Source organism: Devosia sp. LjRoot16 (assembly GCF_964252795.1).
Lineage (GTDB): Bacteria > Pseudomonadota > Alphaproteobacteria > Rhizobiales > Devosiaceae > Devosia_A.
This window is the reverse complement of sequence record NZ_CAXUPH020000001.1, coordinates 1,164,352-1,189,745: the sequence shown is the minus strand read 5'-3', so window position 1 is coordinate 1,189,745 and position 25,394 is coordinate 1,164,352. Positions and strand designations below refer to the sequence as shown.

The following is a 25,394-nucleotide window of genomic DNA, read 5'->3' as shown; positions in this document are numbered from 1 at the left end:
ATTTGACAAGCGGCTTTTGAGTGTCGTTAGATCGTCATGTAAACCGGTTTACCGGACGGGGGTCAAATGGGTTCAACGCTTATCCACGGGGCGACGGTTCTTTCCGTGGACGCTGAAAATCGGGTGTTCGAGGGTGGCTTCGTCGCCATCCGCGACGGTCGGATCAGCGGTGTAGGACCTCGCGACGGCACTCCCAACCCGTCCGGCTTCGACGAGGTGTTCGACCTGACCGGACACCTCGTCATGCCGGGCCTGGTGAATGCCCATACCCACTCGGTAATGGTGCTGTTCCGCGGCCGCTCGGAAGGCCAGAGCCTGCTCACCATGGCGGGCTGGTACAACTCGATCCGCGAGCCTGAACTATCGCTCGTCGCCTCCGATGTCGGGCCTGCGGTGACGCTGAGCTGCGCCGAGATGGCGCTTTCGGGCACCACCACTTTCTGCGACCAGTATTTCTTCGCCGAGGAGATCGCCGACGCGGTGAAAGACGCAGGGCTGCGCGCCGTCATCGCCTACGGCATCGTGCAGCTGGGCGACGAGCGGCGCGGCGCGGAGGAGCTGGCGAAAGCCACCGCCTTCCTCGAGCAGCAGCGCTCGGCCGATGGCCGCATCATCCCATGGTTCGGCCCGCACGCCCCTTATGTCGATAACACCGAGGCCCTCTTGGTCGAGGAAGTGGCGGTCGCCAACAAATACGGCGTCGGCCTCCACCTCCATATGGCCTGCGGTCCGGAGGACAACGAGGAGACTGAGCGTCGCTACGGCACCACGGCGGCGGTGGCGCTCGAGCAGCTCGGCTTCTTCAAAGGCCGCATCCATGCGGCGCACTGCATCGACCTCAGCGATGAGGATATCGCGGTGTTCGCCCGCGCCCCGCACGCCTCGGTGTCCTACAACGCCTCGGCCGGGCTGCGGTCGGGCCGCGCAGGCATCTGCCCGGCGGTGGATCTGAGGGCCGCCGGGGTCACCGTGGCGCTCGGCACTGACAATGTCGCGGCCAACAATTCCTACGACATGGTCTCCGAGATGCGCGTCGCGGGCCTGGTTGCCAGCCATCGCGAAGGCGTGGCGCAGCCGCTGTCGAGCCGCGACCTCGTGCGCATGGCGACCATCGAAGGGGCGAAGGCGCTCGGTCTCGAGCACGAGATCGGCAGCCTCGAAGTCGGCAAGGCCGCCGACATTGCAGCGTTCGACCTCAGCGGCGCTGGTTATTCCGAGACGCCGGATCCCGAAACCCTGCTGGTCTATTCGGGCAGCGGGCGCGATCTGCGCCACCTTTGGGTGGGTGGAGAGCAATTGGTGCAGAACCGCAGCTTGACGCGCCGGCCCTTTGCCGACATCCGACAGGCTTACTCGGCGACTTACGCCGAGTTCTGGAACCGCGTCCAGCAAGCCAAGACGGACGCCAAGAACAAGAAAGCAGTAGCTTGACCAAACGTACTTTCATTTTTGACAGCGACGGCGGCGTCGACGACGCCCAGGCGCTTATTCTGCTGGTCGCCAACGGCAAGGTGCCGGACCTGATCACCACGGTGTTCGGTAATGTCGGCCGTGACCAGGCAACCACCAATCTCCTCGCCACCTGCGCCCAGCTCGGTGTTTCGATTCCGGTGCATCGCGGCGCCGATCGCCCGCTGACCCAGCCGGTCATCGATGCCAAATACGTGCATGGCGACGATGGCCTCGGCGGCGCGCCGCGTCCCGTGAGCCAGGAAACCCATGCCTCCGACGATGGGATCGGCATTCTGATCCGCACCTTCAATGCGGCCAAAGCCAAGGGCGAGAAGGCCGACATCCTGATGATCGGTCCCCTGACCAATCTGGCGCTGGCGCTTCGCCTCGACCCCTCGATCGTCGACGGCATCGGCACGCTCACCATCATGGGCGGCAATGTCTATGGCCGCGGCAACACCACGCCGGCCGCCGAGTTCAACATCTATGCCGACCCCGAGGGCGCCCATGTGGTGCTGACCGCCGGCATCGAGACGGTTGTCATCCCCTGGGAGCCGTGCCTCACCCACTTCATGGTGGGCGAGAAGCTCGACGCGCTGTTTGCCGGGATCCCGGCCTCGCCGTTCAAGACTTTCAACGAGGCGCTGCAGAAGCATGCCCGCGAGAACGGTATCCGCCGTGGCCTGCCCGATCGCTTCCTCTATGTCGACCCGCTGGCTGCCGCCGTGGTGCTCGATCCCTCGATGGTCACCAAGTCGATCGAGGCATCGTCGAGCGTGGCGCTCGCCCCGGGGATCACCCGCGGCATGACGCTGGTCGATCCGTCCGGGCGCCTCGGCACCCCCAAGATTACGTTCGTCGAGGAGGTCGACGTCGCAAAGGTCGACGCGCTCTACGCCGTATCCGCCGCCTATTCCCCCAAGCATTAGAACAAACGCAAACAGGAGTGCGCATGTCTCTGATCTCGACTTTGGCCAAGGCCGCAGCAGGTACTCTGCTCGCCGCCTCGATGATGATGTCGACGGCGATCCCCGCCGCCGCCCAGGAATACACCAAGGACAACCCGCTCAAAGTCGCGCTGGTGCTGCACGGCACGCTCGGTGACAAGAGCTTCTTCGATGACGCCGCCGAGGGCATGAAGACGGCCGAGGCCGAGCTGCCGGTGACCGTTAAGATCATCGAGCTGGGCTATGACCGTTCCAAGTGGCAGGCCGGCCTCGCCGATGCCGCTGACTCGGGCTACGACGTGATCATCGCCGGCACCTTCGACATGACCGGCTACATCGCTGAGCTGTCGCCGGAATATCCGGACGTGAAGTTCATCGATTTCGACGATTCGCCCGACTACAGCGCCTGCGAGTGCAAGAACGTGCTCGGCGTGCAGTACACCACGGCCGCCGCGGGTTATCTCGCCGGCTACGCCGCCGCCAAGATCTCGAAGTCGGCAACGCTGGGCACCATCATCGGCATGGAATTCCCGACCGTCACCGACTTCAAGACTGGTTTCGACCAGGGCGCCAAGGCGGCCAACCCCTCGATCAACATCCTCAACGCCGTGGCCGGTTCGTTCAACGACCCTGCCAAGGGCAAGGAAATCGCGCTCGCCCAGATCAACCAGGGCGCTGACGTGGTGTTCCCGATCGCCGGCGGCACCGGTATCGGCTCGCTCCAGGCGGTCAAGGATTCGGGCAAGCTCGCCGTCGGCGTCGATAGCGACCAGGCCACCATCTTTGCCACCTCCGACCCGGCCCAGGCCGATGTGATCTTCACCTCGGTGCTGAAGAAAGTCGGCCACTCGCTGTACCTGGCGCTCGGCCAGACCATCGATGGCTCCGCCCCCTATGGCTCGCGCCAGCTGCTCGGCATCAAGGACGGCGCCGTCGGCATCGCCAAGAACGCCTGGTACGAGAAGCTCGTGCCGGCTGACGTGCGCGCCGAAGTCGACGCCATCGAAGCCAAGATCATCGCTGGCGAGATCGAAGTCGCCACCGATATGAAGTAATCTGACGGGCCCCGCGGCAAAACGCGGGGCCCACTTTGTTTTGACGGTGCGCAGAGCGGGGCAGCATGGCGCTTCTGGAAGCAATCGGGATCGGCAAGACCTATCCCGGCGGGGTTGTGGCCAATGACGGGGTGAACCTCGTCATCGAGCCGGGCGAGGTTCACGCCGTGGTCGGCGAGAACGGCGCGGGCAAATCCACCCTGATGAAGATCCTGTTCGGCATCGAACAGCCCAATGCCGGTACGCTCCTGCTCGACAACAAGCAGGTGCATTTTTCGAAGCCACGCGAAGCCATCGATGCCGGCATCGGCATGGTGTTCCAGCACTTTTCGCTGGTTCCGAGTTTTTCCGTCTACGAGAACGTGGTGCTCGGTTCCGAGCCCCGGGCCGGCATCCGGCTCGATCGCAACAAGGCGATCGCCGAGGTGCAGGCGCTCAGCGACAAGTTCCGCCTGAAGGTCGATCCGCTGCCGCCCGTGGGCTCGCTCCCCGTCGGCCAGCAGCAGCGTGTCGAGATCCTCAAGGCGCTCTACCGCAATGCCCGCATCCTGATCCTCGACGAGCCCACGGCCGTGCTGGCGCCGCAGGAAGTGCAGGAGCTGTTCGTCGCCATCCGCTCGCTGGTGGCGCAGGGCAAGACGGTGATCTTCATCGCCCACAAACTGCCCGAAGTGCTGGAGATCTCGAACTCCATCACCGTGATGCGGCAGGGCAAGACGGTCGGACAGGTCAAGACCAAAGAGGTCACCGAGAAAAGCCTCGCCGCCATGATGGTGGGGCGCGAAGTGAGCCTCCGGGTCGAGCGCAAGCCGACCGAGCAGACCGAGCGGGTCGCGTCGGTCAGTGGCCTCCGCATCGTCAATGCGCGCGGCACTGAAGTGGTCGCTGGGCTCGACCTCAACGTCTATGCCGGCGAGATCGTCGGGCTGGTGGGCGTCGAGGGCAACGGGCAGGCCGAGACGCTCGAGGCCATCGCCGGGCTGCGGCATGTGGCGGCCGGCGACATCGTCGTCGCCAACCAGAACGCCGGCCCGCTGACCGTACTGCAACGGCGCGGCCTCGGCCTCGCTTCGATTCCCGAGGATCGCATCGCCGAGGGGCTCTCCACCGGCTCGACCGTGGCCGAGAACCTCGTCGCCACCCGGCTCAATGACAGCCGTTATGTGCGTGGTGGCCTGCTCGACCTCAAGGCGATCAAGGCCAACGCGCTGCGGCTGATCGAGCAGTTCTCGATCCGCGTCGGCGGGCCCGGCTCGGCCGTGGGCACGCTCTCGGGCGGCAACATGCAGAAGGTGGTGGTGGCGCGCGAACTGAGCGAGCAGCCGAAACTGCTCCTCGTCAACCAGCCCACCCGCGGCGTTGACCTCGGCGCCACGCAGTTCATCTGGCGCACCATCACCGATGCCCGCGACAAGGGCGCCGCGGTGCTGTTGAGCTCGGCCGACCTCAGCGAATTGCTGGCGCTCAGCGACCGGCTGCTGGTGCTCTATCGCGGCAAGATCGTTGCCGCCTTCCTCAATACTCCCGACCTCACCCCCGAAACGCTCGGCACTTACATGCTCGGGCTTTCGACCCAGACGGCAGACGAAATGCAGGCGGCCCTCAAATGAGCAACATTCCCGCCATCGACCGCAACTCCCGTTTCAAGACCATCCGCCGCGAAGTCGGCCGCGCCGTCGGCGCCCTGGCGATTGCGCTGCTGGTCACCTTCATCGTCGTGCTGCTCACCTCCAAAGCGCCGCTTGACGCTATCACCCAGCTGCTCACCGCCCCGGCCTCAAAGCCGCGCACTATCGGGCTGTGGCTCGACGATGTCGCCAAGCTCACCATCACCGGGCTCGCCTTCTCGCTGGTGTTCCAGGCCCGGCAGTTCGCCATGGGGGTGCAGGGGCAGGTCTATATCGGCGCCCTGGCCGCCAGCTACGTGGCGCTGTCGCCGCTCGGCGCCAGCTGGGCCGGCATTCCCCTGGGCATCACCGCCGCCATGCTGGCCGGCGCCATCTACGGGTTCCTGCCCGGCATCGCCAAGGCCAAGCTCGGCGCCAACGAGATCGTCTCCTCGCTGATGCTGAACTACATCGCCATCGAGGTGTGCAATTTCCTCGTCCGCACCAGCCTGCCCAAGCCGCAGGCGGGGGTGCTGACCACCAATGATTTCCCTGACAGCGCCATGTTCCCGCAACTGATCAAGCTCGAGGGGCTCAACGTCACCCGGCTTGATCTCGGCCTCGTCTTCGCGCTGGTCGCGGTGCTGGTGGTGTGGTTCGCGCTCTATCGCACCAGCTGGGGCCTGAAGCTCCGGCTGGTTGGCCATAACGCACGCTTCGCCGAATACTCGGGCATCAAGGCGACCTTCATCATGGTCTCGGCGATGACCGCCTCCGGCGCGCTGGGCGGCCTGCTCGGCTCGATGTTCGTGCAGGGCCAGGGCTATGGCAAGCTGACGGTGCTGTTCGAAGGCGGCCTCGCCTTCGAGGGCATCCTCGTCGCCATCGTCGCCCGCAGCCGGCCGTTGGCGGTGCCGGTTGTCGCGCTGTTCTACGGTTATCTCAGGCAGGGCGCGCAACTGATGAACATCCGCACCGACGTGCCGGCCGAGGTGATCGGCGTCGTCACCGCGATCATCATCCTCTTGGTCTCGTCGTCCTTCTCGCTCAACTTCATCACCAGGCTGTTGAAGCGCAGCCCGTCGCCATCAGTTGCGCCTGCTGCCGTCGGGGGTGCCGCCAAATGATGGAACTGCTCATCACTGTCTTTTCGGCCACCTTCTTCGTCACCATCATCCGCACCACGACGCCTTTGCTGCTGGCGACGCTGGGCGGCCTCATCGCCGATCTCGGCGGGGCGCTGAACGTGGCGCTCGAGGGCATGATGCTGATCGGCTGCCTCACCGCGGTGATCGTCTCGGTCTATGCCCCGTGGTACGTCGCGGTCGCCGCCGGGCTCGGCGCCGGGGCGCTGCTCGGGCTGATCATGGCGTTCTTCGCCTTCCGCCTGAAGGCCGACATCATCCTTGTCGGCTTCGCCATCAACATCCTCGCGGCCGGCGGCACGGTGTTCGCACTGGCCATCGCTACCGGTGGCGACAAGGGCACCTCGATCAATCTCCAGAGCAAGGCCGTTCCGGCGGTCGACCTCAGCTTCCTCAGCGCCATCCCCGGCATCGGCCCGGTGCTCAAGTCGTTCCTCTCCGGCCACTCGGTGCTGAGCTGGCTCGCGGCCTTCCTGGTCTTTGCGGTCTGGTACTTCCTCTACCGCACGCCCTGGGGCCTGTGGCTGCGCGGCGTCGGTGAGTATCCGGCGGCGCCGGAAGCGGCCGGCATCCCGGTCAACAAGATCCGCACCTGGAGCCTCATCGTCTCGGGCGCGCTGGCCGGCCTCGGCGGTGCGCAGCTCGCCATGTTCAACTATGTCGGCTTCACCCGCGACATGACCGCCGGCCGCGGCTTTATCGCGCTCGGCGCGGTGCTGCTCGGCGCCCGCCACCCGGTCGGAGCGCTGCTCGCCGCGCTGCTGTTCGGCGCCTTCGAGGCGCTGGCGGTGGTGATGCCGGGCCTCTTCAACGACATCCCGGCCGAACTCATCCGCATGATCCCGTTCGTCGTGACCATCGCCGCACTGGTGCTGTTCTCGATCCGGGCCCAGCGGGCGCTGGCTTTGCGTGGGGTGAAGTAGGCGGCGCGCCGAAGCGCGATGCCCTCAAGCGAAAACTTGGGCTTAGCGCAGCTAAGTCCTTAGTTTTCGCCAGAGAGGGGGGCGTGCGGAGCCACCGTGCCCGCTCACACCCCCTCGATCCGCACCGCAAACTCCCCGCGCACCAGCAGTGGCCCCACGCTCCCCTCCAACCGGCCAAGCCGGACCAGGTCGCGGGTACTTTCGTATCTACCGTGGAAGAACGCCAGGTTGCCCCACGGCACGTAGTAGCAAAGGTCTCCTGGGGCGGCGTCCGGGACCGGGCCGCGCACCAGCGCGGTGAGTTTCTCCGGCAGGTAGGAGATCTTCTCGTTGCCGCCGAAATCCGACATCGTCAGGTCGAGCGGCAGCATGGCGGCGAATTCGCGGGCCGAGGCGTTGTCCTCGAGGCTCGCGGTGAAACGCTGGTCGTCGAATGCAATATGAATTCTCATCGCCCCACCTTCCTGCCCCTGGCTGACGCCCGGCAACGCCGCACCGAGCATCAGTCCGCGAAGCACTTCGCGCCGCCGCATCATGCCACCTCGCCGGCGAGTTGTGGATTGGACGCGGCCCGCGCCGCCAGCGCCGTCGCGGCGGCCAACAGCAGCGCCGCGAGGACGAAGGGCGCCCACCATCCCTCGGTGTCGAACAGCAGGCCGCCACCGAAGGCTCCGAGCGTAATGGCCACCTGGACCAGCGCCACCTGCAAGCCGCCGCCGGCCTCGAGCTCGTGCGGCATGACCCGGGTCATCCAGGTCCCCCAGGCGACGGGGATCGGGGTGGTCAGGACGCCCCAGAGAACGAGCAACGCCGCGGTGAGCCCCGCGATATGCCCCAGCGGGATCAACAGCACGGCTAACACGGCAAGGAGACCCGGCACTGCGACGAGCACCAGCTTCAGGTGCGTGCGCATCAGGTAGCCGGCAAGCGCCGTGCCGAGGAGGCCGCCGAGGCCGAGGCCGAGCATCACCAGCGACAGCGCGTTGACGTCGAGGCCGGTCACCAGTTCGAGGAAAGGCCGCAAGTACGTGGAGAGCGCGAACTGGCCCATGAAGGCCAGCGCCGTGGCGGCCATGCCGACCGCGACGACTGGGGTGCGGAGCAGGCCGAGCATGCGCCGTGGCGAAACTTGCCGGTCGGGGGCGAGGCGCGGCAGCACCAGCCACTGCCAGATAAGGCCCAAAAGCCCGATCGGCACGACAATGGCGAAGGCGCCGCGCCAGCCCACCAGCCCACCGAGAAAGCTGCCGAGTGGGGCGGCGATGACCGCGGCGAAGGCGGTGCCGCCCTGCAGCATGGCGAGCGCCTTGGGCAGGTCAGCGGGCATCGACAGCCGGGCGAGGATGGCCGTCGAGAGCGACCAGAAGCCGCCGATGGCCACCCCGACCAAAGCGCGCCCGAGCATGAACACCAGGTAATCGGGCGCGAAGGTCACTGCCAGCCCGGAGGCGATCAGCACCACGGTGTAGCCGAGCACTACCGTGCGGCGATCGAGCCGCGACAACAGGCTGTTACCGAACAGGCTGGTCAGCACCGCAAAGAAGCCGGAGACGGCGATGGCCTGGCCAGCCTGCCCTTCGGTGATCAGGAGGTCCGCAGCGATCGGGGTGAGCAGGCTCACCGGCATGAATTCCGAGGCGATGAGCACGAAGGTGAGCAGCGACATGCAAACCACTGCCCCCCAGGACGTGCGGGAGCGGGGCAGGGTAAGGTCGTCCGTTGGCGCTGGCATGGATGAGCTCTTGATCGGGGCGAGCACCGTGGCCGCGGCCAGCCAGTCGAACTGGGCGCCGACCCCGCCGGTCAAGGCGCGTTCCCAGAACGCTTCGTGGGTCATCGGTTGGTGATCGGGTTTCGGCATGCAGGGAACATAGTCCCCGCTGACTTCGCCGATTATCCGCTGTAATTGTCTTGGACTTATCGGCTCTTGATATCAATCGAGCGGAGATGATCCGATGCAACGGCGCGACCTGACCGACATGCTGTGGTTCCTGGCGGTGGCCGAGGAGCGGAGTTTCACCCGGGCGGCAGCCCGGCTCGGCACCTCGCAGCCGACGCTGAGTCAGGCGATCAAGCAGCTCGAGGCGCGGCTGGGCCTTCGCCTCCTGACTCGCACCACCCGCTCCGTCGCCCCCACCGAAGCCGGCGAGCGGCTGCTTGAAGCGCTGGCGCCACGCATCGAGGGGCTGGAAACCGATATCGACGCCTTGATGGCGATCCGCGACAAGCCGTCCGGGACGATACGGATCACCCTCTCCGACCACGCGCTGGAAAGTGTGGTGTGGCCTAAGCTCAGGCAGCTGATGCGTGACTATCCGGATATCCGGCTCGAGCTCAACAGCGATAACGGCTTTCGCAATATCGTCGAGGAACGGTTCGATGCGGGTGTGCGGCTGGGCGAAAGTCTCGACAAGGATATGATCGCGGTGCGCATTGGGCCGGATTGGCGGCTCGTCGCCGTCGGCTCGCCGGATTATTTCGCGCGGCGGCCGCCGCCGCAGCATCCGCAGGAGCTGGTCAACCACATCTGCATCAACCAGCGGCAGATCCGCTCGGGCGGGCTCTATGCCTGGGAATTCGCGCGAGACGGCCGCGAGCTGCGGGTCCGGGTGGACGGACAGCTCATCTTCAACACGTCTTACGCGCAGATCGATGCGGCGATCGGCGGCTACGGTATCGCTTACCTGCCGGAAAACCTGGTCGAGGCGCACATCGCCTCGGGCCGGCTGGTCCAGGTGCTCGACGACTGGTCGCCAATGTTCGCCGGCTACTACCTTTATTACCCCAGCCGCCGCCAGAACTCGCCGGCATTTTCGGTGGTGGTGGAGGCGCTGCGCGTGCGGGGTGAAGGAAGTGCCGCCCCCATCTCCGCTGCAGGGGGATGAGCATCGAGCGTGGGGCCTTAATAGTTCAATTCAGTGAACCTTGCGGCCCGCCCATCATAGAGCAGCAGCCGGCCGACCAGCGGCTCGCCCACGCCGGTGATCAGCTTGATCGCTTCCATCGCCATCAGCGTGCCGATGACGCCGGTGACGGCGCCGATGACGCCGACCACTTCGCAGGACGGCAGGTCGGCTTCATCAGGCGTATCGGGGTAGAGGTCGCGGAACTGCTTGCCATCCGGCATGAACACCGTGACCTGGCCGTCGAACATCGAGACGGCCCCCGAGACCAGCGGGAGCTTCGCCGCCTCGGCGGCTTCGGCGACGGTCTGGCGGGTGCCGAAATTGTCGGTGCCGTCGATCACCATGTCGTAGCCGGCGAGCAGCCGCGCCGCGTTCTCCGAGTTGATGCGCTCGATATGCGGGATGTATTCGACATGCGCATTGAGCCCGGCAACGAATGTCCCGGCGCTCTCGGCCTTGGGCGTGCCGATGCCGATGCTCTGATGGATCATCTGGCGCTGCAGGTTGGAGAGCGACACCGTGTCATGGTCGACCACCCCGAGCGTCCCCACCCCCGCCGCCGCCAGGTAGGCGATCAGCGGGCTCCCCAGCCCACCGGCGCCGATCACCAGCACGCGGGCCGCTTTCAGCTTCTGCTGGCCATCGCCGCCGACCCCGCGCAGCACGATGTGGCGCGCATAGCGCTTGATTTCCTCGGGGCTGAGCGCAGCCGCGGCAGCGTCCGTCATGGACGGTTCACGATCGGCACGGCAATGAAGCGCCGGTCGGGACCCTCGAAGCCACGCGAGAACACCGAGACGATGGCGACCGGCGTCAGGTTTCGCCACGCCCAGTTGACCGGCGCGACCACGGCGCTCAGCTGGTAGTCGACAGTGCAGTTGCGCGACGCGGGGACGGATTCGTCACGATACATCTGCGTCGCCATGCGGTCGGAGGGCTCGAACGTCAGGGCAAAGCCCACCGGCGGCTCGAAGCCGAAATCCTCGACGCAGCGAACCGTGGAGGTCGAGGGGAAGGTCGTGAGGCTGAGCGTCGCGGTATCGTCCGGTTCCGAGAGCCCGAAGCCGGGCGTCCCGAACCTGATGACCTTGCGATCCTCGACCGGCTCCGCGTCGGCATGCATCGCGGCGAACACCGCCGGCTCGGTGATCTCGAGCTTGGCGAGTGCTGCCGCGGCGGCAGCTGCCGATTTGGCGCGCACCCCGGCAAGACCGGGCTGCTCTTCCTCGAGCCGCACTCGGAACGGCGAGCCGCCGGCCCATTTGTCCTCGGCGACGTCGAGGATGAAGATGTTGGAATAGGGAAAGCCCGAGCCGTCCTGGACGCCGAATTCCTCGTAGGCGAGGTAGCGGCCATCGGCGGAAAACCCGAGTGCGGCAAAATCGGCGGCGTCGCCGGCAAACGCCGGGGCGGCCATCAGAACCAGAAAGCTAGCGACCAGTCGAACCGAAACCGCCTGCACCACGCTCAGTCGCATCGAGGCTCTCCCTGAGTTCGAAATCTATGCGCGAAACCGGCGCCACCACCATCTGGGCGATGCGGTCGCCACGCTGGATGGTGAATGGGGCGTCGCCGTGATTGATCAGGATGACTTTGATCTCTCCGCGATAGTCGGCATCGATCGTGCCGGGCGTATTGAGCACGGTAACGCCGTGCTTGGCGGCGAGGCCGGAACGCGGCCGCACCTGCGCCTCGTAGCCGGTGGGAAGCGCGATTGCCATGCCCGTTGGCACCAGCGCCCGTTTGCCTGCCTCGATGATGACGGTCTCGGAAGCGCCGAGCGCGGCGAGGAGATCCACTCCTGCCGCGCCCGCGCTCTGTTGCCGCGGGGGCTCGAGGCCCCGGCCGTGATCGAGCCAGATGAAATCGACTGTGACCCGATCCGTCATGGTCAGCGGGTATCGACGATCGCGAACAGCTCTTCGGGCAGGTTGGCGTTGCCGTCGAGCAGTTCGGTGAAGTTCAGCACCATCTCGGCGGTGTTGTCGCCGACCTTGGTCATGTTGGTCTCGGTGATGCGCTTGCCCTTGATGCGGATGGTGGCGGTGTGACCCTCGAAATAGGTCTTCATCATCGCCTTGGTCTGGGCATCCTGTTCACCACCGGCGCCTTCACTGATCTGGCTGGTCATCTCGTTGGTCTTGAAGGCCACGCGCACCACGCCCGGGCTCACCACGGTGATGCTGGTGTCGGAGTTCGGGCCGTCACTATCGGCGGTCAGCGTGGTGAGGTCGCCTTCCTTGATCGAGGTACAGGTGCCGCTGCCATCCGCATTCTCGGTCAGCACGTCGCCTTCTTCCTTGCAGAACGCATCGGACGAATCGGCCTTCTCGCCGCCGGCCTCGGCCATCTGCTTGATCATTGGATAGAACTCGGAGCCCACCGTCATGACGGTGGTGGTCTTACCGGTAGTCTCGCTCAGCACGTCGATTTCGGCCGTAACGTCCATGCAACCGGCAAGCCCGGCGCTCAGCAGCACGATGCCGGCCAGCCGGGAAATGGTCTTCAGGGTCATGAAATTCTCCTCAACATCGCCCGCCGCATCGCCCCCGTTGTAGGAGCCGGTCCCAAGCGCCGCAAGCTCATGCCGCCTCGGTATTGCCCCAGTGATGAACGCTTGATGAACCGTCGTTCACCGGCCGTCTACCCCCACCGGGCTCTGCCTCTTCCCGGAAGGGGCGTGGTAAATCACAGCCCGAGAAGCCGCCACAAGGCGACCAGGAGGACCGCCGCCGCGAGCCAGAATCCGCTGACCAGCATGAAGCGGTTGAACTTGCGATCGGGCGAATTCTTGTCACGTTCATAGTCGTCGAGCGCGGTCTCGGCCTTGCTGGCGATGGCCGGCAGCCGGCCCAGCGTCGTCACCACGGTGTCGAAGTGATCCTTCAGTTCCTCGAGCCGGCCGAGCGGCCCGGCCGAACGGCGCACCCAGTCGCCGACGATCGGCTCCGAGATGGTCCAGATATCGAGCTCCGGGTCGAGCGCCCGCGCCACGCCTTCGACCAGCACCATGGATTTTTGGAGGAGGATCAGCTCCGGGCGGGTCTGCATCTCGAACAGCTCGGTGGTGGCAAACAGCTGCCCCAGCACCTTCGCCATCGAGATGTCGGAAACGCGCCGGCCATGCTGCGGCTCGCCGATGGCGCGCAGCGCCAGCGCGAACTCGTCGATCGACTGGCTGCGCGGCACATAGCCGATCTCGAAATGCCGCTCGGCGATCAGCCGGTAATTGCGGGTGATGAAACCGTAGAGGATGTCGGCGAGAAAGCGCCGCTCGCGCCGGGTGATGCGGCCCATGATGCCGAAATCGACAGCAACGATGTTCTGCGTTTTGGGGTCGGCGAACAGGTTCCCCGGGTGCAGGTCGGCGTGAAAGAAGCCGTCGCGCACGGTGTGGCGGAGGAAGGATTGCAGGAGGTTCTTCGCCAGCGCCTTGCGATCGACACCCGCCGCATCGAGCGCCGCGTTGTCGCGGATCGGGATGCCGTCGACCCAGGTGGTGGTGAGCACGGTATCGGAGGTAAAATCCCACATCACCTTGGGGATGACGAAGCCGGTATCGTCCTTGATGTTCTCGTAGAACTCCGAGATCGCCGCCGCCTCGAGCCGAAGGTCGAGTTCGATGCGGGCCGAGCGGTCGAGCGTCGCCACCACGTCGACCGGCCGCAGCCGCTTCAGCTTGGGCACCAGCGTCTCGGCGAGTTTTGCGCCGGCATACTGGCTCTCGATATCGGCGCGGAAGCGCTCGCGGATGCCGGGTCTGAGGATCTTCACGGCCACGGTGCGCCGGCCGTCCTCATCGGTGAGGGTGGCCTTGTGCACCTGGGCAATGGAAGCGGCGGCGACCGGCGCCGAGAAATCGGTGAACTCTTCGGCCCGTGCGCCCAGGGCTTCCGCGAGCAGCCCCGGGACGAGCTTGTCGTCGAACGGGTCCATCTTGTCCTGCAGCACCGCGAGATCGGCGGCGACCTCCGCGCCGACGATATCGGGGCGGGTGGCGAGCGTCTGGCCGAGCTTTACATAGGTGGGGCCGAGCCGGTTGAGCGCGCGGGTCAGCCGCTCGACCCGGCCGGAGCGCTTCACCTCGCCGCGTTCGAACAGCCGGCCAAAGCGCACCCCGGCCTGCATCACCGGCGGCAGCGCATCGTTATCGAAGATCGACAGCGCGCCTTCGCGCGCCAACACGAAGCCGGCCCGGGCCAGGCGGAGATAGGCAGCGAGCCCCATGGTGTCAGAGCTTCCAGGCCGCGTGCAGCGCCGCAATATTGCCGGTGAACGGCGTGTGGGTGACGCGCCTGAACCCGGCATCGGCAATCATCTTCGAAAAATGCTCGGGGGTGGGGAACTTGCGGATCGATTCCACCAGGTACTGGTAGGGCTGCGCGTCGCCGGTCACCGCCCGGCCGATCGGCGGGATCACCCGGTCGGAAAACGCCTTGTAGACCTCCGACAGCACCGGGGTATCGACCTGGCTGAACTCGAGGCAGAGGAACCGCCCGCCGCGCTTCAAGACGCGCTGCGCTTCCTTCAGCGCCAGGGCGATGCGCGGCACGTTCCGGATGCCGAAGGCGATGGTATAGGCGTCGAAGCTCTCGTCTTCGAACGGCAGGTCTTCGGCATTGGCTTCGACGAACTTCACCTGGGCCGGGAAGCGCCACTTGTGCGAACGCTCCTCGCCGACCCTGAGCATGTCGGCATTGATGTCGGAAACCGTGACCTCGGCATAGCCGACCGAGGCGTTGACGATGCGCTCGGCAATGTCGCCGGTGCCGCCGGCCATATCGAGCACGCGGTAGGGCACGCTGCCCTGCTTGGGCGGCGCCAGTCGCGCCACCATGGCGTCTTTCCAGACGCGGTGCACGCCGCCGCTCATCAGGTCGTTCATCAGGTCGTAGCGATCGGCGACGCGGTGGAACACCTCGTTGACGAGGCCCTGCTTGTCGTCGAGGGCGACCGTCTGTTCGCCGAAATGCGTGGTCTCGCCCATGCTCTGTCTCCGGATTGCCGGCGTTATAGCGGATGGGGCGGAGGCTTGCCATGCGGGAAACGGGCGCATGGTTGCGCGGGCCCCTGTGAAGATTGCCGGGTCAAAGCGAACACTGACATCAGGTGACGCTTGTTTCGGTTATTCAGGGCGGCCACATACTGCGCTCGAAAGGAATCCCCTGATGCCCGAATTGCCAGAGGTCGAAACCGTCCGCCGCGGGCTCGAGCCCTATGTGACCGGCGCGCATATCGACAAGGTGACGCTCAACCGCAAGGACCTGCGCTTTCCGTTCCCCGAGGGGTTCAAGGGAGCGCTCGAAGGCGCCACTATCGAGAGCACCGGGCGGCGGGCCAAGTACTTGCTGTTCCGGCTGTCGAACGGCAAAACCTGGCTCAGCCACCTGGGCATGACCGGCGCCTATCGCTTCGAGGATTTCAAGTTCAAGGAACCGTCGCGCTATTATGAGCCCGACGAGGACCGGAAGCACGACCACCTGGTGCTGGAGCTCACCCATCCCGAGCACGGCACGATGAAGCTCATCTACAACGACGCCCGCCGCTTCGGCTTCGTCGACCTCTATGAGCACGAAGCCGATAGCCCCTATCTCGAGGGGCTGGGGCCCGAGCCGCTGTCCAATGCCTTCAACGCCGCCGAGATGGCGGAGCGCTTTGCCGGCAAGAAAGCCCCGATGAAGGCGGCGCTGCTCGACCAGCGCGTCGTCGCGGGCCTGGGCAACATCTATGTCAGCGAGGCGTTGCACCGCGCCCATATCCGGCCCGACATCGAGGCGCGGACGCTGGTGCTGAAATCGGGAAAACCGAGCAAGCGCCTCGAAGACCTGGCGGATGGCGTGCGCACCGTGTTGATCGAGGCGATCGATGCCGGCGGCTCGACGCTCAGGGACTTTCGCAATGCCGATGGCAATTCGGGCTATTTCCAGCACCGCTTCGCCGTCTATGATCGCGAGAACGAGCCATGCCCGACGCCGGGCTGTCGCGGGGTGATCAAGCGCATCGTGCAGTCGGGTCGCTCGACCTTCTTCTGCCCGGTATGCCAGCACTAGCCCGGCTGCCGGGGATTCCAGTTGACGTCCCCGGTCGTCGCGACTATACAGCGCCCAACTTGGCGGCCCGAGATGCCGCCGATTTCATTTCATCGCCCCTGGAAAACCGGCCTCGGCTGGGCCAGCGGGTTGAGCGCCAAAGAGGAATTGATGGCCAATACTGCTTCCGCCAAGAAGGCCACGCGCAAGATCGCGGCCCGCACCGAAGTGAACAAGTCGCGCCGCTCGCGCATGCGCACCTTCGTCCGTAAGGTCGAGGAAGCCATCACTGCCGGTGACCACGCGGTTGCCGTCGCCGCTCTCAAGGCCGCCGAGCCCGAGATCGTCCGCGCCTCGCAGAAGGGCATCGTCCACGCCAACGTGGCCGCCCGCAAGGTGAGCCGCCTCAACTCCCGCGTGAAGGCTCTGCAGGCCTGATCGGCCGCCGAGTTCGAACCATCGTCAAGATGGTTTGACGACAGCTTTGTGAATGTGAAGGGCTCCCTCCGGGGAGCTTTTCTGTTTTGATGGCTTCCTCGGGACGTCCCGGGAATGGGCGCGCCCAGTGTGACAGCTTTGCGACACCTGGGTGAAGAGTTTTCCCCTTTGGAAAGCCCTGCGTTTCCGGGACTTTGCCGAGGTCCGTCATCAGAATTTCATCTGCCTGTCAGGAATGAATTGCCGCAATTGAGGTGGTGCAACCACTTAGTGCGGAAGCGCCGAAAATCTCACGAAACCCCGATTCCCCCTTGAGTCACAGCGCCTTGGATTTCGACCCGGACAAAGTGCCGCGGAAAGGTTTTTGCAAAGGGTGAGAGTCAACCCCCTCTTGGTGAAAAACCCCCGTTGATTGGAAAATTCCGCCCCTCTAAGATGCCTCTCGTCGCTCAGGAACACCCGGCGCCAGAACCGAGTAATGAGACGACATGACTGGCAGGAATGCTGAACTTTGAGATCGTGGCTGAGGCGGTATGGACGCAGCCGGCAGTCTTGGGGAAACTCCATTCGTAGTCTGGTTTGATTAGTATTAGTTCTGGTCTTGCGGGATCGTAAGACGTTGCGGTAGCCCGGGCGCGATCAGCGGCTCGGCTCAATTGAAAGTTTGGTTAGACTGAACCGCGGCGAAGTTCGCGGGCAGGACAGGTCTGTCCGAAAAACGGGCAGCTAGGTTGGCGGCGCTGTGCCCATACGGGGCAGCATAGAACAGGATTTGGGGTCACACACGATGGCGATGAACGCGGCGGCGGGTCGTGCCGATTGGGTATCGGATAGAGGTAACGGAAAGGGGCAGGGCGGCGACAAGGGGGGAATAGTAATGATGGGCAAGGACGGCCAGCCACTCGGTTCGAACGAACTGTTCCAGCGGGTCCGCGCCCGGCTCAAGGCCGCCGTCGGCGAGGATGTGTTCAATTCCTGGTTCGCCCGGCTGGAGCTCGAAGAGATCGTCGACGATCTTGCCCATCTGAGCGTCCCCACCCGGTTCCTGTCGTCCTGGGTCCAATCCAACTACGCCGAGAAGATTCTCGAGGCGTTCCGCTCCGAGGCCGCCGGCCTCGCCCGTCTGCATTTCACCGTGCGCGTCAACGGCCAGGCCCGGCCGCGCCTGCATCAGGCCGAGGCGGCGACTGAGGCTGTCGAGACCGAGGTGCCCGCCATTCCGGCGACCCCGCGCACCGTGCGTGAGCCGGTGGCGGCTGTGCCGTCGCCGCGCGGCGACGCGCTCTCGGGCTCGGCGCTCGATCCCAAGATGACCTTCGACAGCTTCGTTGTCGGCTCCGCCAACGAGATGGCGCTGCAGGTGGCCAAACAGGTGGCGCATGCAGCTGCCAACAACACCGTCAGCTTCAACCCGATCTACATCCATTCGAGCGTGGGCCTGGGCAAATCCCACCTGCTCAACGCCATCGCCTGGGCCGCCGGGGCGGCCGAGCCGGGTCGGAACATCGTCTACCTGACGGCCGACCATTTCATGTACCACTTCATCACTGCCGTGCAGCGCCAGTCGGCGCTCGGCTTCAAGGAGTGGCTCCGCCGCGTCGACCTGCTGCTGATCGACGACATGCAGTTCCTGCAGGGCAAATCCGCCACCGAGTTCGGCCATACGCTGGGGACGCTCCTGACCGGCGCCAAGCAGGTAGTGGTGGCCGGCGATGCGCCGCCGCGCGACCTCGAAATGCTCGACGAGCGCGTCCGCTCGCGCCTCTCAGGCGGGCTGGTGGTGCCGATCAATTCGTTCGACCTCGACCTCCGCCGCGCCATCGTCACCCGGCGCGCCGAGCAGGCGGTCTCCCGCTTCTCCGATGCGCATTTCGCCCCGGCGGTACTGGACTATGTGGCGCGCGTCGTGGTGAGCCACGGCCGCGACCTCGACGGGGCGGTAAACCGCCTCCTGGCCGCCAACCAGCTGACCAAGGAGCCGATCACCGTGGCGCTGGCCGAGCGCACGCTGGCCGACCTGGTGCGCCAGCGCGATGCCCGCCGCGTCCGCATCGAGGATATCCTTCGCATCGTGTCGCGCCACTACAAGGTGCCGCGCAACGACCTGCTCTCCTCGCGCCGTTCGCGCGACGTGGTCCGCCCGCGCCAGATCGCCATGTATCTGGCCAAGGCCCTGACCTCGCGCTCGCTGCCGGAAATCGGCCGGCGCTTCGGCGGTCGCGACCACACCACCGTGCTGCACTCGGTCCGCAAGGTCGAGCAGATGATCAAGGACGACGGCGAGCTGGCGCAGGAGATCGAACTGTTGAAGCGCATGCTCGAAGAATGAGATTTGAGGCCCTCTCCTGCGGGAGAGGGCGCCGCCGGCTGAACCATCCGGCGGCTATTTGAGTTTCGACCCAGTAGGGTCTCTTAGTAGGTTAGTAGCGTTGCCGACATCGCGTAGAACTCCGCGGCTGTTGCTGCGGATCAGAAAAGGTCTGAAGCGCCTCGATCTCGGGGCGCGTCCCGAACCCCAGCCGCTGCCGCCTGACCGGGCCTGGCACGAGATGTTGGTGCGCCTCGATGCCGAAGATGCCGAACGGCGCCTTGAGGCCATGGAACGGGCCCTCAACGGCGATCGGTGAGCACCACCCCACCCTACGGCGTGACCCCGGATTCGCTGATCGTGAGCGTTGCGGCCGCGCAGTCGATCTGGGCCATGGCGCCGTAGGGCAAGGTCAGCATCGGCTGGGTGTGGCCGAAATCGAGGCCCGACAGCACCGGCAACTCAGCGAGCCCTTCCTCAGCCAGCGTCTCGATGACCGCGGCTTCGAGCCGGGCGCCATAGGTCGCGTCATTGCCGGGGTCGGGGCGCGCCAGCAGCATGCCGCTGAGCCGCCCCAGGATGCCCTGCGCCGCGAAGTTACGCAGCCAGTAGCGGATGAAGCCGGGGTCAGGTGCATCCTCGGACGTTTCATAAAACAGCATCGCCCCATCCCAGGCGCCGAGCGGCGGCCACCAGGCGGTGCCCTTCGCCATCTCCAGCACTTCCGCGCAGCCGCCGAGCAGCCGGCCCGATGCGATGCCGCTGCCCTGCAGCAGGCGTGGCGGGTCGGCCGGGTGCAGTCGGCGAGGTTGCGCCTGCACGGCCGGGTCGTTCCAGTCGGTCCGCTCGGCGCTCCAGCCCTCTTCATTCGGGGTGACGAGGCCGATCGGCTCGACTTCGAACAGCGCCTTGCGCACCCCCTCGGCAGTGAAGCGATGCATGCCGCCATTCTCGGCAAAGCCTGCCATCAGGCTGGGGCCGTAGAACGAGGTGACGCCGGCGGCATAGCAGGCGAGGTGGAGGCTCGTGGTATCGGAAAAGCCGATGAACACCTTGGGGTTGCGACGGATCACCTCGAGGTCGAGATAGGGGACCAGCCGGATGGCGTCGTCGCCGCCGATGCTGGCGACGATCCCCGCAATATCAGGATCGGCGAAGGCCGCCATCAGGTCCTCGGCCCGGGCCTTCGGGTTGGCCCGCACCCAGTCGGCCGGCGCCAGCGTGTGCGCCATCTCAACCAGCTCGATGCCGAAGCTTTGTTCGAACTGGCGCTTGCCGGCCGCATAGCGCGCGGGAACGGCTCCGGGACCACCCCAGGACGGACTGACCGCCGCGATCCGGTCTCCGGCCCCGAGCCGGCGGGGCTTGATCAGCGCTCCCTTGTGGTCACCAGTCATTTGGGTTCCTGCCGTTTCTTGAGGGTTCTGATAGCTTCTCGTGGCGCCGTGGGCCATCACTTCGACCGGCCGGACGGGATTTCCGTGGAACGCGACACCACGCTTCGGCCTGTCCCTTGCCTTTTGTCCCTTGAATTGTAATGTCGCAGCCCGGTTTCCGCATGGTTTTGACCGGATTTTGGCCGGGCACGGACTGTCTGGGGTAGGGGTTTTGGGTTTATGAAAGTCACTCTCGAGCGCAACCATCTGCTCAAGTCGCTGGGGCACGTCCACCGGGTGGTGGAGCGCCGCAATACTTACCCCATCCTCGCCAACGTGCTGCTCAAGGCCTCCGACGGCAAGCTCGACCTGCGCGCCACCGACCTCGACATCGAGGTCACCGAGAGCGTGCCGGCGATGGTCGGCCAGGCCGGCACCACCACGGTGCCCGCACACACCCTCTATGAAATTGTCAGGAAGCTCTCGGACGGCGCCGAAGTGCGGCTCGAGAACGAGGGCACCGAGCAGCTGCTGGTGACCTCCGGCCGCTCGCGCTTCCACCTGGCGTGCCTGTCGCCCGACAGCTTCCCGGACCTGAAGTCCGGCACCTTCACCCATACCTTCCCGGTTGCCGCGCCGATCCTGCGCGAACTGATCGAACGCACCCAGTTCGCCATCTCCAACGAGGAGACGCGCTACTATCTCAACGGCATCTACATGCACATGCTGGATGTCGGCGGCACCCCGACGCTGCGCGCCGTCGCCACCGACGGCCACCGCATGGCACGCGCCGAGTCCGATGCGCCGGATGGCGCCAAGGGCATGCCGGGCATCATCGTGCCGAAAAAGACCGTGTCGGAAGTGCAAAAGCTCCTCGAAGGCGCCGAAGGCGAGGTCGAGGTCGAACTCTCCGACACCAAGATCCGCTTTACCCTCGGCGGCGTGGTGCTGCTTTCGAAGCTGATCGAGGGCACCTTCCCCGACTACGACCGGGTGACGCCCAAGAACAACGACAAGCAGATGAACGTCGACAAGCAGACCTTCGCCACGGCGGTGGATCGCGTCTCGACCATCGCGTCCGATCGCGGCGGCAAGGCGGTGAAGCTGTCGATGAAGGAGGGCCAGCTCGAGCTATCCGTCACCAACCCAGACCATGGCACGGCCAGCGAAGAGCTGGCCGTCGAGTTCGAGCCCGAGAGCTTCGAAATCGGCTTCAACGCCCGCTATCTGCTCGACATCATCAGCCAGATCCGCTCGGAAAACGCCGTGTTCCTGTTCAACGACGCCGGCTCGCCCACCTTGGTGCGTGAGGATGGCGACGCCAAGGCGCTCTATGTGCTGATGCCGATGCGGGTGTAGGCGGCGCGCCGAGCGAACAGCCAATAACGAGTAGCGAATAGGGGGTTCTTTCCCTGTTCGCTATTCGCTACTCACTATTCGCTGATGCATCCCTCCCGCCACATCTCCCGACTTCGTCTCTCCCACTTCCGCAACTATGCGTCGGCGGCGCTCGATCTCGACGGGCGGCACCTGGTGCTGGTCGGCTCGAACGGCGCGGGCAAGACCAACCTCATGGAAGCCGTTTCGCTGCTTTCGCCCGGTCGCGGCCTGCGTGGCGCGCCATTCGAAGAGGTGGCGGCGCAGGGCTCGGATGGGCTCTGGGCGGTGGCGGCGACGGTCGAAACGCCGCAAGGGCCGGTCGATATCGGCACCGGCGCCGGTGGCCCGGAAGGCGGCCGACGGGTGCGCATCAATGGCGCCAACGCCCGCACCATCGAGGAGATGAGCGCCTACCTGCGCGTGCTCTGGCTGACCCCGGCGATGGATGGGCTGTTCACCGGCCCGGCCAGCGAGCGCCGGCGCTTCCTCGACCGGCTGGTGACGACGCTCATCCCCGGCCACTCGGCTCAGGTGTCGGACTTCGAAAAGACCATGCGGCAGCGCAACCGGCTGCTCGACGAGGATGCCGACCCGATCTGGATCGATGCCGTCGAAGCGCAGATGGCGGCTGCGGCGGCGGCCGTACATTTCGCGCGCACCGACAGCCTCGGCGAGTTGCAGGCGCTGATCGCGGCGGGGGTCGACGAGGCCAACTTTCCCGCGGCCCAGCTGGCGCTGACGCCGCTGTTCGAGGACCGGCACGAGGCCCAGTCATCGGCCTCGCTCGAAGCGGACCTGAGGGCACTGTGGCGTTCGAACCGCAACCTCGATCGCGCCGCGGGGCGCACCCTGGTTGGCCCGCATCGCATCGACCTAGAAGTGCGCCACGCGCAAAAGGCTATGCCGGCGGCGCTCGGCTCCACGGGCGAGCAGAAGGCGCTGCTGATCGGGCTGATCCTCGCCCATGCCCGGCTGGTCAAGCGCTCGGCCGGCATTGCGCCGTTCCTGCTGCTCGACGAGGTGGCGGCGCATCTCGATCCCGGCCGCCGCGCCGCCCTGTTCGCCGCGCTCGACGGCCTCGGCACCCAGTGTTTCATGACCGGCACCGACCCCATGCTGTTCGAGGCGCTGGCCGATGCCGCACAGCGGGTGATCGTCAAGGACGGACGGCTCAGTCGGGAGCCGTGACTGTCGACGGGCCGGTGGGGGGCCACAGCCACCGGCCTAACCAGGCGGCCTGCCCACCGAACCCATCCACAACCCAGCCCTAAGCCTTGTAAAACGGGCTAAAAATAGCCATTTCCCTTGGGTATGAGCACCCGATCCGCTAGACCGATTCCAGCGGACCTGCTGACCTGATTCGGGACCCCCTTGAGCACCTCCGAGACCCCCTCCGATCCGAACGAATATGGCGCCGATTCCATCAAGGTCCTGAAGGGCCTCGATGCGGTGCGCAAACGCCCTGGCATGTATATCGGTGACACCGATGACGGCTCGGGCCTGCATCACATGGTCTATGAGGTGGTCGATAACGCCATCGACGAGGCGCTGGCAGGCCATGCCGACCTCGTGACCGTGACGCTCAATGCCGAAGGCTCGGTCTCGGTCAACGACAATGGCCGCGGCATCCCCACCGGTATCCACGCCGAAGAGGGCGTCTCGGCCGCCGAGGTCATCATGACCCAGCTGCATGCCGGCGGGAAGTTCGACCAGAACTCCTACAAGGTGTCGGGTGGCCTGCACGGCGTCGGCGTTTCGGTGGTCAACGCGCTGTCGGTGTCGCTGAAGCTCAATATCCGTCGCGACGGCGAGATCCACGAGATGGAGTTCTCGCACGGCAACGCGGTGGCGCCGCTGCAGCAGGTCGGCACCTATGTGCCCAACCACCAGCCGGGCACCTATGAAGGCCGTTCGGGCACGCTGGTCACCTTCCTGCCCTCGACCGAAACCTTCACCATGGTGGAGTTCGACTTCAAGACGCTGGAGCACCGGCTGCGCGAGCTCGCCTTCCTCAATTCCGGCGTCCGCATCATCCTCAAGGACCTGCGCCATCCCGAGCCGGTGGAGATCGAGCTCCACTATGAAGGCGGTCTCGAGGCCTTCGTGCGCTATCTCGATAACGCCAAGACCCCGCTGATCAGTGCGCCGATCATGCTGGCGTCGGAGCGGGACGGCATCACCGTCGAAGTGGCGATGTGGTGGAACGACAGCTACCACGAGAACGTGCTGTGCTTCACCAACAACATCCCGCAGCGCGATGGCGGCACGCACCTGGCGGGCCTGCGTGCGGCGCTGACCCGGCAGGTCACCAAATATGCCGAGGAGAGCGGCATCCTGAAGCGCGAGAAGGTCGAGGTCTCGGGTGACGACATCCGCGAAGGGCTGACCTGCGTGCTCTCGGTAAAGGTGCCGGATCCGAAATTCTCGAGCCAGACCAAGGACAAGCTGGTCTCGTCCGAAGTCCGTCCGGTGGTCGAGAACGGCGTCAACGACAAGCTGCAGCAGTGGCTGGAAGAACACCCGGGCGAGGCCAAATCGGTGGTCGGCAAGGTGGCGGAAGCCGCCGCGGCGCGTGAAGCCGCCCGCAAGGCGCGCGAACTCACCCGCCGCAAGTCGGCGCTCGACGTAAACTTCCTCGCCGGCAAGCTCAAGGATTGCTCGGAGAAGGATCCCGCCAAGTCGGAAATCTTCCTCGTCGAGGGTGATTCCGCCGGTGGCTCCGCCTCGCAGGGTCGCGACCGCTACACCCAGGCCGTGCTGCCGCTGCGCGGCAAGATCCTCAACGTCGAGCGGGCTCGCTTCGACCGCATGCTGGGCTCCGAGCAGATCGGCAATCTGGTGATGGCGCTCGGCACCTCGATCGGCCGCGAAGAGTTCAACCCGGACAAGCTGCGCTACCACAAGATCATCATCATGACGGACGCCGACGTCGACGGCGCCCATATCCGCACCCTGCTGCTGACCTTCTTCTACCGGCAGATGCGCGAGCTGATCGACCGCGGCCACATCTACATCGCCCAGCCGCCGCTCTATAAGATCAAGCGCGGCTCATCCGAGCAGTACCTCAAGGACGAACGGGCCCTCGAGGATTACCTGATCGGCACCGGCACCGACGACGCCGTACTGAAGACCCGGGACGGGGTCGAGCATGCCGGCGAGGACCTGCTCTCGATCGTCCGCCAGGCGCGCGAAATCGTGCACGCCATCGAGGGGGTGAACACCCGCTACAACCGCTCGCTGATCGAACAGGCGGCGATCGTTGGTGGCCTCGATGCCGAGGCGCTGCTCGATCCGGCCCGTACCGCGACGGTGATCGAACGCGTGGTGCGCCGGCTCGACCGGCTTGCCGACGAGGTCGAGCGCGGCTGGAGCGGTGTGTCCGATGGCCAGGGCGGGCTGATCTTCACCCGCACCATCCGTGGCGTCACCGAAAGCCACGCCATCGATGCCCAGCTGCTGGCTAGCGCCGATGCCCGCAAGGTCCGCGCCACGGTCGATAAGCTCTCCGACCTCTATGGCGGTGTCGCCAAGCTCACTCGCAAGGATCAGAGTTTCGACATTTACGGCCCGTCCTCGCTGTTCGGCGCCATCAACACCGTCGGCCGCAAGGGCATCTCGCTGCAGCGCTATAAGGGCCTGGGCGAAATGAACCCCGGCCAGCTGTGGGAGACGACACTCGATCCGAACGTCCGCACCCTGCTGCAGGTGCAGATCAAGGAAAGCGACGATCACGACCGGCTGTTCTCCAACCTGATGGGCGACCTGGTCGAACCGCGTCGCGACTTCATCCAGGACAACGCGCTGAGCGTCGCCAACCTCGACGTGTAA

At 65.6% G+C, this 25,394-nt stretch carries 23 protein-coding genes; 14 read left to right on the top strand and 9 right to left on the bottom strand.

Annotation, left to right across the window (positions count from 1 at the left end; genetic code table 11):
- Window positions 1–105: 105 nt before the first annotated feature.
- From ACSQ23_RS05565 to ACSQ23_RS05540, 6 genes are all read left to right on the top strand, one after another.
- Window positions 106–1,431 (top strand): amidohydrolase family protein, encoded by a 1,326-nt coding sequence (locus ACSQ23_RS05565; protein WP_197421004.1) that lies wholly within the window; start codon window positions 106–108, stop codon window positions 1,429–1,431.
- Window positions 1,428–2,381 carry a nucleoside hydrolase gene (locus ACSQ23_RS05560; protein ID WP_436089993.1) on the top strand — a complete coding sequence of 318 codons (954 nt, stop codon included), beginning with the start codon at window positions 1,428–1,430 and terminating at the stop codon, window positions 2,379–2,381. Before ACSQ23_RS05565 ends, ACSQ23_RS05560 begins: the two co-directional genes overlap by 4 nt.
- A 23-nt stretch (window positions 2,382–2,404) precedes the next feature.
- Window positions 2,405–3,454, top strand: a complete 1,050-nt coding sequence (locus ACSQ23_RS05555; protein WP_055873738.1) for a BMP family lipoprotein — start codon at window positions 2,405–2,407, stop codon at window positions 3,452–3,454.
- 65 nt (window positions 3,455–3,519) lie between these two features.
- Window positions 3,520–5,064, top strand: a complete 1,545-nt coding sequence (locus tag ACSQ23_RS05550; RefSeq protein WP_436089992.1) for an ABC transporter ATP-binding protein — start codon at window positions 3,520–3,522, stop codon at window positions 5,062–5,064.
- Window positions 5,061–6,188, top strand: a complete 1,128-nt coding sequence (locus tag ACSQ23_RS05545) for an ABC transporter permease (protein ID WP_436089991.1) — start codon at window positions 5,061–5,063, stop codon at window positions 6,186–6,188. The genes ACSQ23_RS05550 and ACSQ23_RS05545 overlap by 4 nt, the downstream gene beginning before the upstream one ends.
- A complete protein-coding gene (locus ACSQ23_RS05540; protein ID WP_055873729.1) occupies window positions 6,185–7,129 on the top strand; it encodes an ABC transporter permease in 945 nt (314 codons plus the stop codon). Before ACSQ23_RS05545 ends, ACSQ23_RS05540 begins: the two co-directional genes overlap by 4 nt.
- 104 nt (window positions 7,130–7,233) lie before the next feature.
- Here the strand turns inward: ACSQ23_RS05540 and ACSQ23_RS05535 are convergent, their stop codons facing one another.
- Window positions 7,234–7,665 carry a cyclophilin-like fold protein gene (locus ACSQ23_RS05535; protein WP_200940404.1) on the bottom strand — a complete coding sequence of 144 codons (432 nt, stop codon included), beginning with the start codon at window positions 7,663–7,665 and terminating at the stop codon, window positions 7,234–7,236.
- The gene (locus tag ACSQ23_RS05530) at window positions 7,662–8,861 is read right to left on the bottom strand and encodes an MFS transporter (protein WP_055994957.1); all 1,200 of its coding nucleotides are present in this window, start codon (window positions 8,859–8,861) and stop codon (window positions 7,662–7,664) included. The genes ACSQ23_RS05535 and ACSQ23_RS05530 overlap by 4 nt, the downstream gene beginning before the upstream one ends.
- Window positions 8,862–9,084: 223 nt before the next feature.
- Between ACSQ23_RS05530 and ACSQ23_RS05525 the strand changes: the two genes are divergently transcribed.
- Window positions 9,085–10,014 carry a LysR family transcriptional regulator gene (locus ACSQ23_RS05525; protein WP_055994594.1) on the top strand — a complete coding sequence of 310 codons (930 nt, stop codon included), beginning with the start codon at window positions 9,085–9,087 and terminating at the stop codon, window positions 10,012–10,014.
- Between the two features lie 17 nt (window positions 10,015–10,031).
- On the opposite strand, the gene ACSQ23_RS05520 is transcribed toward ACSQ23_RS05525, so the two are convergent.
- From ACSQ23_RS05520 to ubiE, 6 genes are all read right to left on the bottom strand, one after another.
- Complete coding sequence (locus tag ACSQ23_RS05520; protein ID WP_055994597.1) at window positions 10,032–10,763, bottom strand: HesA/MoeB/ThiF family protein; 732 nt, start codon at window positions 10,761–10,763, stop codon at window positions 10,032–10,034.
- A complete protein-coding gene (locus ACSQ23_RS05515) occupies window positions 10,760–11,512 on the bottom strand; it encodes a DUF2259 domain-containing protein (RefSeq protein ID WP_055994599.1) in 753 nt (250 codons plus the stop codon). The genes ACSQ23_RS05520 and ACSQ23_RS05515 overlap by 4 nt, the downstream gene beginning before the upstream one ends.
- Window positions 11,466–11,924 carry a dUTP diphosphatase gene (gene dut, locus ACSQ23_RS05510; protein ID WP_055994602.1) on the bottom strand — a complete coding sequence of 153 codons (459 nt, stop codon included), beginning with the start codon at window positions 11,922–11,924 and terminating at the stop codon, window positions 11,466–11,468. The genes ACSQ23_RS05515 and dut overlap by 47 nt, the downstream gene beginning before the upstream one ends.
- A gap of 2 nt (window positions 11,925–11,926) precedes the next feature.
- On the bottom strand, window positions 11,927–12,550 hold the full coding sequence (locus ACSQ23_RS05505; protein ID WP_055873714.1) for a hypothetical protein: 624 nt from the start codon (window positions 12,548–12,550) through the stop codon (window positions 11,927–11,929).
- A gap of 173 nt (window positions 12,551–12,723) precedes the next feature.
- Complete coding sequence (gene ubiB, locus ACSQ23_RS05500) at window positions 12,724–14,262, bottom strand: 2-polyprenylphenol 6-hydroxylase (RefSeq protein WP_436089990.1); 1,539 nt, start codon at window positions 14,260–14,262, stop codon at window positions 12,724–12,726.
- Between the two features lie 4 nt (window positions 14,263–14,266).
- Window positions 14,267–15,022, bottom strand: coding sequence for a bifunctional demethylmenaquinone methyltransferase/2-methoxy-6-polyprenyl-1,4-benzoquinol methylase UbiE (ubiE, locus tag ACSQ23_RS05495; RefSeq protein WP_055873708.1), 756 nt, complete (start codon window positions 15,020–15,022; stop codon window positions 14,267–14,269).
- A 181-nt stretch (window positions 15,023–15,203) separates the two neighbouring features.
- On the opposite strand from ubiE, the gene mutM reads away from it, so the two are divergent.
- The 4 genes from mutM to ACSQ23_RS05475 all read left to right on the top strand — a co-directional run bounded on the left by mutM (window position 15,204) and on the right by ACSQ23_RS05475 (window position 19,129).
- Window positions 15,204–16,085, top strand: a complete 882-nt coding sequence (mutM, locus tag ACSQ23_RS05490; RefSeq protein ID WP_055873705.1) for a bifunctional DNA-formamidopyrimidine glycosylase/DNA-(apurinic or apyrimidinic site) lyase — start codon at window positions 15,204–15,206, stop codon at window positions 16,083–16,085.
- 150 nt (window positions 16,086–16,235) lie between these two features.
- Complete coding sequence (gene rpsT, locus ACSQ23_RS05485) at window positions 16,236–16,502, top strand: 30S ribosomal protein S20 (RefSeq protein ID WP_055047341.1); 267 nt, start codon at window positions 16,236–16,238, stop codon at window positions 16,500–16,502.
- 880 nt (window positions 16,503–17,382) lie between these two features.
- Complete coding sequence (gene dnaA / locus ACSQ23_RS05480) at window positions 17,383–18,831, top strand: chromosomal replication initiator protein DnaA (protein WP_055873702.1); 1,449 nt, start codon at window positions 17,383–17,385, stop codon at window positions 18,829–18,831.
- Window positions 18,832–18,961: 130 nt separating this feature from the next.
- Complete coding sequence (locus ACSQ23_RS05475) at window positions 18,962–19,129, top strand: hypothetical protein (protein ID WP_156384483.1); 168 nt, start codon at window positions 18,962–18,964, stop codon at window positions 19,127–19,129.
- 13 nt (window positions 19,130–19,142) lie between these two features.
- Here ACSQ23_RS05475 and ACSQ23_RS05470 read toward each other — a convergent pair whose 3' ends face one another.
- A complete protein-coding gene (locus tag ACSQ23_RS05470; protein WP_436089989.1) occupies window positions 19,143–20,207 on the bottom strand; it encodes a S66 family peptidase in 1,065 nt (354 codons plus the stop codon).
- 219 nt (window positions 20,208–20,426) lie between these two features.
- Here ACSQ23_RS05470 and dnaN point away from each other — a divergent pair, with 219 nt between their 5' ends.
- The 3 genes from dnaN to gyrB all read left to right on the top strand — a co-directional run bounded on the left by dnaN (window position 20,427) and on the right by gyrB (window position 25,394).
- Complete coding sequence (dnaN, locus tag ACSQ23_RS05465; protein ID WP_055873696.1) at window positions 20,427–21,545, top strand: DNA polymerase III subunit beta; 1,119 nt, start codon at window positions 20,427–20,429, stop codon at window positions 21,543–21,545.
- An 84-nt stretch (window positions 21,546–21,629) separates the two neighbouring features.
- Complete coding sequence (gene recF / locus ACSQ23_RS05460; protein ID WP_436089988.1) at window positions 21,630–22,754, top strand: DNA replication/repair protein RecF; 1,125 nt, start codon at window positions 21,630–21,632, stop codon at window positions 22,752–22,754.
- 183 nt (window positions 22,755–22,937) lie between these two features.
- Complete coding sequence (gene gyrB / locus ACSQ23_RS05455; protein ID WP_055994617.1) at window positions 22,938–25,394, top strand: DNA topoisomerase (ATP-hydrolyzing) subunit B; 2,457 nt, start codon at window positions 22,938–22,940, stop codon at window positions 25,392–25,394.